The organism is Nonomuraea terrae (genome assembly GCF_004348995.1).
In the GTDB taxonomy this organism is placed as follows: domain Bacteria; phylum Actinomycetota; class Actinomycetes; order Streptosporangiales; family Streptosporangiaceae; genus Nonomuraea; species Nonomuraea terrae.
Window position 1 is genome coordinate 1 of record NZ_SMKQ01000281.1, and the last position, 9,217, is coordinate 9,217.

The 9,217-nt window shown below is 72.3% G+C and carries 11 protein-coding genes and 1 pseudogene; 8 read left to right on the forward strand and 4 right to left on the reverse strand.

Annotation, left to right across the window (positions count from 1 at the left end; translation table 11 throughout):
• Window positions 1-464: NAD(P)-dependent oxidoreductase (locus tag E1286_RS43375; protein WP_281282852.1), on the forward strand; the 464-nt coding region annotated here is incomplete at its 5' end.
• 1 nt (window position 465) lies between these two features.
• On the opposite strand, the gene E1286_RS43380 is transcribed toward E1286_RS43375, so the two are convergent.
• Window positions 466-1,035, reverse strand: coding sequence for a CGNR zinc finger domain-containing protein (locus E1286_RS43380; RefSeq protein WP_132622649.1), 570 nt, complete (start codon window positions 1,033-1,035; stop codon window positions 466-468).
• A 74-nt stretch (window positions 1,036-1,109) separates the two neighbouring features.
• On the opposite strand from E1286_RS43380, the gene E1286_RS43385 reads away from it, so the two are divergent.
• Window positions 1,110-1,865, forward strand: coding sequence for a class I SAM-dependent methyltransferase (locus tag E1286_RS43385; RefSeq protein WP_132622651.1), 756 nt, complete (start codon window positions 1,110-1,112; stop codon window positions 1,863-1,865).
• Window positions 1,847-1,984 (forward strand): hypothetical protein, encoded by a 138-nt coding sequence (locus E1286_RS48555; protein ID WP_165970179.1) that lies wholly within the window; start codon window positions 1,847-1,849, stop codon window positions 1,982-1,984. Before E1286_RS43385 ends, E1286_RS48555 begins: the two co-directional genes overlap by 19 nt.
• Here the strand turns inward: E1286_RS48555 and E1286_RS43390 are convergent.
• Together E1286_RS43390 and E1286_RS43395 are read right to left on the reverse strand one after the other, a co-directional pair.
• On the reverse strand, window positions 1,981-2,997 hold the full coding sequence (locus tag E1286_RS43390) for a DUF418 domain-containing protein (protein ID WP_165970180.1): 1,017 nt from the start codon (window positions 2,995-2,997) through the stop codon (window positions 1,981-1,983). The genes E1286_RS48555 and E1286_RS43390 overlap by 4 nt on opposite strands.
• 82 nt (window positions 2,998-3,079) lie before the next feature.
• On the reverse strand, window positions 3,080-3,589 hold the full coding sequence (locus E1286_RS43395; RefSeq protein ID WP_132622653.1) for a hypothetical protein: 510 nt from the start codon (window positions 3,587-3,589) through the stop codon (window positions 3,080-3,082).
• 134 nt (window positions 3,590-3,723) lie between these two features.
• Here E1286_RS43395 and E1286_RS43400 point away from each other — a divergent pair, with 134 nt between their 5' ends.
• Window positions 3,724-4,638 (forward strand): SDR family oxidoreductase, encoded by a 915-nt coding sequence (locus tag E1286_RS43400; RefSeq protein WP_132622655.1) that lies wholly within the window; start codon window positions 3,724-3,726, stop codon window positions 4,636-4,638.
• A 7-nt stretch (window positions 4,639-4,645) separates the two neighbouring features.
• Here the strand turns inward: E1286_RS43400 and E1286_RS48560 are convergent, their stop codons facing one another.
• Entirely contained in the window at window positions 4,646-4,987 is a 342-nt protein-coding gene (locus tag E1286_RS48560; RefSeq protein ID WP_165970181.1) for a YciI family protein, read from the reverse strand.
• A gap of 105 nt (window positions 4,988-5,092) precedes the next feature.
• Between E1286_RS48560 and E1286_RS43410 the strand changes: the two genes are divergently transcribed.
• The 4 genes and pseudogenes from E1286_RS43410 to E1286_RS43425 all read left to right on the forward strand — a co-directional run.
• Window positions 5,093-5,602, forward strand: a complete 510-nt coding sequence (locus E1286_RS43410; protein WP_132622659.1) for a DUF4365 domain-containing protein — start codon at window positions 5,093-5,095, stop codon at window positions 5,600-5,602.
• Window positions 5,599-6,699 carry a hypothetical protein gene (locus tag E1286_RS43415; protein ID WP_132622661.1) on the forward strand — a complete coding sequence of 367 codons (1,101 nt, stop codon included), beginning with the start codon at window positions 5,599-5,601 and terminating at the stop codon, window positions 6,697-6,699. Before E1286_RS43410 ends, E1286_RS43415 begins: the two co-directional genes overlap by 4 nt.
• Before the next feature lie 2 nt (window positions 6,700-6,701).
• Window positions 6,702-7,334 carry a hypothetical protein gene (locus E1286_RS43420; protein ID WP_132622663.1) on the forward strand — a complete coding sequence of 211 codons (633 nt, stop codon included), beginning with the start codon at window positions 6,702-6,704 and terminating at the stop codon, window positions 7,332-7,334.
• Window positions 7,331-9,217 (forward strand): annotated as a pseudogene (locus tag E1286_RS43425) (hypothetical protein); the annotation flags it as partial. The gene E1286_RS43420 and the pseudogene E1286_RS43425, both read left to right, overlap by 4 nt.

Consider the following 9,217-nt stretch of genomic DNA (forward strand, 5'->3'; position numbering starts at 1 on the left):
GGAGGGCGTTCGGCATGGACGTGCTGGCCTGGAGTCAGAACCTGACGCGCGAGCGGGCCGAGGAGTGCGGGGCGCGGCTCGCCCCCGACAAGGACGCCCTGATGGCCGGCTCCGACGTCGTCTCCGTCCACGTGGTGCTCGGCGACCGGACGCGGGGGCTCGTCGGCGCGCGGGAGCTGGGCCTGATGAAGCCCACCGCGTACCTGGTCAACACCTCGCGGGCGGCGATCGTCGACCAGGCCGCACTGCTGTCGGCGCTGCGCGAGGGCCGGATCGCCGGAGCGGGACTCGACGTGTTCGAGGAGGAGCCGCTGCCCGCCGGGCACGAGTTCCGCACGTTGCCGAACGTGCTGGCCACGCCGCATCTCGGCTACGTCAGCGAGCTGAACTACGCGACGTACTTCCGGGAGGCCGTGGAGGACATCGGCGCCTTCCTCGACGGGGCGCCGATCCGGGTGTTGTGAGTCAGTCTCCTTTGGCCCTGGCCCGGAAGGCCGCGGTCTTGACGCGGTTCTGGCAGGCGGTCGAGCAGAATCTGCGGGTGCCGTTGCGGGAGACGTCCACGTAGACGCGGTCGCAGTGAGGGGCCGTGCAGACGCCGAGGCGGTCGTGGAACTCGCTGCCCAGCACGATCGCCAGGCCGGTGGCGCAGCTCGCGGCCCAGCTTCCCGCCGTGGTGTCGTCGCTGCCGTGGAAGTGCAGGTGCCAGGGCTCGCCGTCGTGCCGTTCCAGCATGGGCCTGGCCTGCGTCTCCCGCAGCAGCGTGTTCACCTGCGTGGCCGCGCTGTCGACGTCGCCGTCCGCCACCGCGGTGAAGACCGCGCGCAGCCGCGCGGCGACCGCGGCCAGCTGCGCGCCCTCCTCGGTGCCGAGCTCGCGGTAGGCCGGATAGGCCGTGCGCAGCGCCGCGGTGGCGGCGGCGCCGCCGTCCTCGGGGAGCCGGAAGGGTCGCCCGCGCCGCTCGCCCGGGGTGAGCTCGTTGACCAGGGTCACCGCGACGCGGACCACGGTGTCCATGTGACCGTTGAAGTCCAATTGACCAGTTACACCTTTGTGTTCTATGTTCGTGACTGTCCAAAGCTTAAACGACAGTCACAAGGAGATGTGCTGTGCTCACTCACGATGCCGCAACGAAGTGGATGGCGCGCTGGGACCGCCAGCAGGAGGGCTACCTGCCCGACCGCGAGGAGCGGTTCACCGTGATGATCGACGCGGTGGAGGCGCTGGGGCGGCCCGACCCCGTGGTGGTCGACCTGGGGTGCGGGCCCGGCTCGTTGTCGGCGCGGCTGCTGGAGCGGCTGCCCGAGGCCACCGTGATCGGCGTGGACGCCGACCCGTTGCTGCTCGGGCTGGGGCGGGCGGCGTACCCGCACGTGAGGTTCGTCTCGGCGGACCTGCGGACGAGCGGGTGGACGCGGCTGCTGGGGCTGGAGCGCCCCGTTGACGCGGCCGTCAGCACGACCGCGCTGCACTGGGTCTCCGAGCAGGACCTCAAGAGCATGTACGCCGAACTGGCGGCCGTGCTGCGGCCCGGCGGCCTGCTGCTCAACGGCGACCACATGGAGACCGACGACGCCACCCCCGTGCTGGCGCGGCTGGAGCGCTCCGTGCACGACCGCCAGAGCGAGCGGGTCTTCGGCGCGAACCCGCCCGAGGACTGGCGGGCCTGGTGGGACGCGATCAAGGCCGACCCGGCCTTCGCCGAGCTCGACCAGGAGCGCACCACCGCGGGCGCCGACCACCGCGGCTCGGAGTCCAGTCTGCTCTCCCAGCACGTCAGCGCCCTGCGTGAGGCCGGCTTCACGGAGATCGGCACCCTGTGGCAGCGCGGCCACAACCGCCTCCTGTGCGCCGTGCGCGACTGAGCGGCGGCGACGAGACGGCGTTCCGGACGTTCAACGACATCATGCACCTCGCCACCGCCTCGTCCGCGGACGATCTCGACCGCTGGACGAGACCCCTCGGAGAGCTGGGCGAGCTCTAGGCGTCGCGGCGCAGCGGCGGGCGACGCCACCAGGTGGCCCAGCGCCAGAGCCACTCCAGCGGACCCTGGCGGTGGCGGCGCAGCCACAAGCCCGACAGGACGCACTGCGCCGTGAGGATCCCGGCGGCGATCGCGAGCACGGTGAGCATGTCCCACGTCTCCGGCGACCCGCCGATCAGCTGCCCGGCCAGCAGGACGATGACCGTCGCGCTCAGGTAGTTGGTCAGCGCCATCCGCCCGAGCGGCGCGAAGACGGCCACCAGCACGGGACGCAGGCGGGTACGGAGCAGGACGAGCAGGACGCACACGTACACACCGGCCATGAGCAGCCCGGCCACGGCGAGCGAGATGACGAACGACCTGTCGTCCGGCTGGCCCGCGTACCGGATCTGGACCCACAGGGCGGGTGCGGCGGTCACCGCGAAGACGGTGCCCAGCAGGGCCGGGCCGCGGGCCGAGCGCTCGATCCGGGCGATCACGCCGTACCGGGTCAGGGCGGAGCCCAGCAGGAACAGCCCCGGCACCAGCGGGACGCCGTTCGAGCCGAGGACCAGCGGCGCCACGAGCAGCACCCCCGCCAGCGCCGCCACGACCCCGCGGGGCAGCCACGTGGACGGCAGCAGCACCGCCAGGCCCACGACGGCGTAGATCGTCAGGATGTCACCCCGCCACAGCAGGAACATGTGCGCCAGCCCCAGGGCGAGCAGCGCCAGCAGGCGGCGCAGCAGCACGACCCTCGGCCGGGGCGTCCGCCTCTCGGCCGACTCCAGCATGAGCGAGAAGCCCACGCCGAACAGGAACGAGAAGATCGGGAAGAACCGCTGGTCGACGAGTAAGCCCATCCAGGCCAGCGGGTCGTGGCCGCCGGCCCCGGTCTGGACCACCACGGCGGGGTCCACGTTCGCGATCGGCCGGACGTTGGCCACCAGGATCCCGCACAGCGCGAACCCGCGTACGACGTCGAGGGCGGTGATGCGGCTCCGGGCGGGATGAACCGCAGGTTCATGCGACATGCGGCTCATCCTGCGGAGCCCGTCCGCGGCCCGCATGAGTCGAAAGCAGGGCCCCCGGCGGTACTTTCGGCCGGTTTCCGCGCTAGGCGAGGATGCCGCAGAAGGCCGAGAGCGCGTCACCCAGCGCCGTGGCCTCCCGCAGCGGGTGCGGCCCCGCCGCGAACGCGATGTCCAGCCGTCCCTCGGCGTCGCGGACGAGCACCACCCGGCCGACGTCCTTGAGGGCCCCCGCGTTGACGGCCAGCCCGGTCACCACGTAGTGGGTCGGGTTGCCGGCCTCGTCGAAGTGCGTGGTCTGGGTGAAGGAGTCGGGCCCCTCGGTCACCACCTTGCCGGTGGCGAGGTTCTGGACGGTGTTGTCCTCCTTGATGTGGGCCTGCTCGCGCAGGAGCCGCCCGTCGGCGTCGAAGAAGTGGGTCAGGCCGGCGGTGAGGTTGATCGTCCAGGCGACGGGGAAGCCGCAGGCCTCTCCCTGGTCGGACACGACGCGATGCTGGGTGAGAGTGGATCGCTCCGGCGGCCGGGCCTGGGCGGGCGAGGCGGTGACGAGCATTGCGCAGACGGCCAGCGCCGGTAAGGCGGCACGCTTCATGACGGCTCCTCGATCATCGACCGGTGTTCGCCTGCACCGTAACCCCCGCCCGGCCGCCTGACCATCCGCCCGCAGGCAGACGACAGCGGGAAAAGATGACAGGCGTTGTCGGGTATCACGGCTACCTTCGAACCATGAACAAACCCCTGGAGGGCAAGATCGCGCTGGTGGCCGGCGGCACCCGCGGCGCCGGGCGCGGCATCGCCGTCGAGCTGGGCGCGGCGGGCGCCACCGTGTACGTGACCGGCCGGACCACGCGCGAGAGCCGATCCGAGTACGGCCGCCCGGAGACCATCGAGGAGACCGCCGAGCTCGTCACCGAGGCCGGCGGCGAGGGCATCGCCGTCCAGGTCGACCATCTGGAGGCCGAGCAGGTGCGCGCCCTCGTCGAGCGCATCGAGCGCGACCACGGGCGCCTCGACGTCCTGGTCAACGACATCTGGGGCGGTGAGCTGCTCGCCCAGTGGGAGACCCCGCTGTGGGAGCACGACCTCGCCGGCGGGCTACGGCTGCTCCGGCTGGCCATCGACACGCACATCATCACCAGCCACTACGCGCTGCCGCTGCTCATCAAGCGGCCGGGCGGCCTGGTGGTGGAGATGACCGACGGAACGAAGGAGTACAACGACCGCAACTACCGCGTCTCGTTCTTCTACGACCATGCCAAGAGCGCCGTGCTCAGGCTCGCGTTCGGGCAGGCGCACGATCTGCGCCCGTACGGATGCGCGGCGGTGGCGCTGAGCCCCGGCTGGCTCAGGTCGGAGATGATGCTGGAGCTGTTCGGGGTGCGCGAGGACAACTGGCGGGACGCCACCGCCCGCGAGCCCCACTTCGTGATCTCGGAGAGCCCGCGTTACGTCGGCCGCGCCGTCGCCGCCCTGGCCGCCGACCCCGAGGTGATGCGCTGGAGCGGCGAGTCGCTCGACAGCGGCCGGCTGGCCCGCGAGTACGGCTTCACCGACCTCGACGGCTCCCAGCCGGACTGCTGGCGCTACCTGGTCGAGGTGCAGGACCCCGGCAAACCGGCGGACGTCACCGGTTACCGCTGAGCCGGGGTCACGCCTCCCAGACGGGCCGGATCTCGATGCCCGCACCGATGGGACAGCGCCGGGCGATCTCCTCGGCCTCGTCCAGGCCGGCGCATTCGATGAGGTAGAAGCCGGCCAGATCCTGCCGCAGCGCCACGAACGGCTCGTCCTCGGCGACCGGCCCGTCGCCGGAGGGCCGCAACGACCTGGCCTCCGCCGCCGGCTTCAGGGCCTCCCCGGAGAACGGGATGCCGCGTTCGCGCAGGTACGCGGCGAACGCGGCATGCTCGGCCACCGCCGCGCCCATCTCCTCCTCCGAGACCGAGTCCCAGTAGTCCTCTGGATCGAACAACAGCAGGGCGAATTTCATCGTCGACCTCCACCCGCGAGCATGCCGGAAAAAGACGGCCGAGGGCCGCTCGTCGGGAGATAGTCTCTTGCGTTGCGGATTGTGCGGGAGAGGCGAGGAGACTGCGTGCTCGACCAGCGGAACCATCAGGGCAAGTTCGCTGAGGACTATGTCCGGGCACTCGCTTCGGCGGCGGGGCTCCTCGTCTACAAGGACGATCTCGATCATGACGGGATCGACCTCGGCTTCCGCCATCCGGGCAGATCCGGATATATCGCCTCACCGGCCATCGAGGCGCAGATCAAGTCCTGGTCCGCCCCCGCGACCCAGGGCCCCGACCTGCTCTTCCGCGGTCTGAACGAGGTCCAGTACAACAAGCTCGCCGCGGGCCCGTTCCTCGTCCCCCGTTACCTGTTCCTCGTCGTGGTGCCGGCGGAGAGCGAGCACTACGCGCGGGTCGAGACGGACGGGCTGATGCTCAGCAGGCTCTGCTACTACCGCGGCTTCGAGGGCGAAGAGCCGATCCTCGATCCCAGCCCGAAGCGGTACGCGACCGTCCGGGTGCCGCTGGGCAACGTGCTCACCGTTCGCGCGTTACGCGAGCTCGTCGGCGCCCCCACCGGGTCGCCGGCGTGACCGGGAGTCTGTCGGTCGCCGACGTCACGAGCTATGTGGCCGCCACCGGCTGGGTCCGCCGGCCCGAGGGCTGGCGCGGCGCGACCGTCTGGGTGCACGACGGCGATCACGAGATCCTCGTGCCCGGCTCGGACGACCTCGCCGACACGCCCCGGCGACTCAGGGAGATCCTCACCGTGCTGGCGAAGGTGGAGGAACGTTCCCGAGAGGACATCGCCTCCGACATCGGCGCCCCCATGGCCGACGTCCAGTGGTATCGCGCCCCCATCGTCCCGCAGGACGGGCAGTTCGGGCTCGTCGACGCGGTCACCGCCTTCAGCAGCGCCCAGGCCGCCCTCGGCGCGGCCGCCCGCGCCGCCCTGACCGGGCCCCGGGCGGTGTTCGACGGCGCGGCGCCCAGACCGGTGCGCGACCTGCTCGCCCGCGTGCGCATCGGGCCGATCGTGCCCTCCGGCGACCTGCTGACCGTACGTGTGCCGTTGGACCGTGCCGACCAGGGAGAACCTCCGCTCGCGCGCCGCACGCTGATCGTGCTCCAGCGGGCGACCACGCTCCTGCGCGAGGCCGGCGACGAGGCCCGCAGGACCGGCGACATCAGCGTCTTCGACCGGGTCGTCGGCGACGGCGTGTCCGCCGACCTGTGCGCGGCGCTCGCCCGGTTCGCCGGCGCCGATCCCGGAGCCCGTTTCGAGGTCGGCTTCCGCTGGGCGCGGGGCCTGCCCTCCGCCGAACCGGCGCGAACGGTCGTCTTCGAGGCCGAGACCGGACGGCTGCTCCGCCGCGTCGCCCACCGGCTGCGGCGGCTGCACCGCGAGCACGCCTCGGTCACCGGTCTCATCGGGACGCTGTTCGACAACGGCGGCGAGGACCGGTTCCGCATCCACGTCCGCGGCGAGGTGTCCCTCGCCGGCGGCGAACCCCGCAGCTCCCTGTGGGTGCGGCTGCCCGGCGAGGCGGCTTACGACGTGGCCGTCGAGGCCCACCGCACCAGGACGCCCGTACGCGCCCACGGCACGCTCATGGAAGTGCACGGCCGTCTCGAACTGATGGCCGACCGTTTCGCCCGAGTCGTCGACGATCGATCCGAGGAGACCTGACCATGGAGAACACCGCCTTCGGGACCCGAGAACGGGCTCTGCTTCTCGGCCTGATGACGCTCGGCGGCTCGGCGTCCAACCCGGAGCTCAAAGCACACATCGGGTACGCGCTCGACGGCGCGGCCAGGATCCGCATGAACAAGCTCGGTCTCGTCGCGAGCGACAAACCCGGCAGGGCCTACCACCACACCCTCACCGAGGACGGCTGGGCCTGGTGCGTCAAAGAGCTGTCCGGCACCGCCCCGGCGAAGACGGGATCGCTCGGCCGCACCCTCTACCAGGTCCTCGACCTGCTCAGGAGCTACCTTGACGCGAGCGACCTGAGCCTGGCCGAATTCGTGGTCAAGGCCCGCGGCGACGAGACGCCCCAGGACGATCTGACCCAGGCGATCAGGGACGCCTACTGGCGGCTGGCCCGCGAACCGCAGGACTGGGTGCTGCTCACCCGGCTGCGCCCGTGCCTCGGGGACGCTCCCCGCGCGGAGGTCGACGAGGCGCTGCGCCGGATGGAACGGCTGCCCGACGTCCACCTGGCGCCGGAGGCCGACCAGAAGACCCTGACCGGGGCCGACCGGGAGGCGGCCGTCCTGGTGAGCGGCATCCGCAAGCACCTGCTGGCGATCGAGGCGCGATGAACGAGGCCGAGGAGCGCGCATTGCGCGCCGTCTCCAGGGTCCTCAACTGGGCGACGACGGCCGAACACGCCTGGAACCCGCCGCCGTTCCACGTCGACCGCATGCATCCGCGGGCCGAGCGGCTGATCCTCGACGGCATCGACGAGGCGTCCGCCGCCACCCGGACCAGCCCGCTCGGCGTCGTGATCCAGGGCGAGGGCGGCGCCGGCAAGACCCACCTGCTCGGCTGGGTCAGGGGCGAGATCGCCCGCGCGGGCGGCTACTTCTTCCTGGTGGACTTCAGCGCGGGCGACGACTTCTGGCGGCGGACGACGAGCGCGATGGTCGAGGACCTGGGCCGTTCCGCGGGCGGCCAGGACGAGCCGATCCAGGCGATGGTGGCGCTGCGCCGCCTGGCCGCCCTCGCCGGCGTGGAGGACCGGATCGAGGCCGCGGTGGACGGCGGCAAGGGCCTCGACCGCGACGACCTCGACGCGCTGGTCAACGGCCTGATCACCAAGGACCGCCGGCTCCTGCGCTGCCGCGACACCATCCGCGCGCTCGCCCTCTACGCCGCGGCCTCCGGCCCGGCCCTCGACGTCGCCCACGACCATCTGATGTCGACGGAGGAGGCCGAGGAGGGCGATCGGCAGGCGTGCGGCATGAGCAAGGGCGTCAAGGAGCCCCACGAGATCGCGGTCGACCTGTCGATGATCCTCGCGATGACCGGGCCCAGCGTGATCGCCGTCGACCAGATCGATGCCATCCTCGAACACTCCCGCCCGGCCGCGGGGGCCGACCTCGCCGGGCCGGCCGGCGCGGAGCAGCGCAAGGACGTGATCGACGAGCTCGCGGGCGGGCTCATGGCGCTGGTCCACGCGACCCAGCGGTCCCTCTGCCTGGTGGCCTGCCTGCCCTCGTCGTGGAGCCTGCTCAGGGACCGCGCCATCGGGACGGTGCGCGACCGGTTCCGGCCGGCGCTGATCCTCGGCACGATAGCGACCGCGGACATCGCCCGTACGCTGGTCGAGCGGCGCTTCGCCGTGGCGTACGCGAAAGCGGGGTTCACGCCGCCCGGCCCCGTATGGCCGATCATCCCTGCGGCGTTCGAGACGGCGCCGGGCCACACGCCGCGGACCCTGCTGCGGCTCATCAGCGCCCACGTCGAGACGTGCCTCGCGGACGGCCGCGAGCGGCTGCTGGAACGTTTCGACGACGGCCCCGGCCACGCGACCCAGGTCGTCGCGGAGCCGGCCCCCGCCGGGGACGACTTCGTCCGGCTCGACGCCCGCTTCGCCGAGCTGCGCGCACAGGCGGACACGTCGGCCGCGTTCGATCCCGAGCACGAGGACGAGCTCGTCCCTGCCCTGCTGGCCGCCGGGCTCCGGGCCTGGATCACGGAACAGGGCGAGGAGGGCCGCGCCTTCTCCGTCGACCCGCCTCCCGGCCGCCGGCCGAGCCTGCACGCGCGGCTGCGCCAGGCGCTGAGCCCCGACTCCGAGGACCAGCGGCACTGGACGTTCCGGATGATCGGCGCGCGGCATCACATCGCCGCGCTCAAGCGGCTGACCGACGGCATGCAGGCGTCGGGGCTGGGGCCGCAGACCGCTGACCGGCGGTTCATCGTGCTGCGCAACCACGCGTGGTCGGAGGGTCCGGCGACCCGGGCACGCGTGGCGGAGCTCAAGGACCACGGCGGGCTGGCGCTGACCGTACGCGATGACGACCTGCGCGTCTTCGAGGCGCTCCGCCGGATGGCGGCGGAGCAGGACCCGGCGTTCGAGGCGTGGCTGCGCGCCCGCCGCCCGGCGGGCAGCACCGAACTCTTCACCACCGTCTTCGCCGCACCCCACCACCGGCCCCAACCCCTCGACCACCCGGCAGGCCCGGAACCGGCTCCGCCC

Coding starts and splice junctions, on each gene's coding strand:
- E1286_RS43400 (WP_132622655.1), top strand. CDS start 3,724: ATGAACAAACCCCTGGAGGGCAAGATCGCGCTGGTGGCCGGCGGCACC.
- E1286_RS43395 (WP_132622653.1), bottom strand. CDS start 3,589: ATGAAGCGTGCCGCCTTACCGGCGCTGGCCGTCTGCGCAATGCTCGTC.
- E1286_RS48560 (WP_165970181.1), bottom strand. CDS start 4,987: ATGAAATTCGCCCTGCTGTTGTTCGATCCAGAGGACTACTGGGACTCG.
- E1286_RS43390 (WP_165970180.1), bottom strand. CDS start 2,997: ATGTCGCATGAACCTGCGGTTCATCCCGCCCGGAGCCGCATCACCGCC.
- E1286_RS43420 (WP_132622663.1), top strand. CDS start 6,702: ATGGAGAACACCGCCTTCGGGACCCGAGAACGGGCTCTGCTTCTCGGC.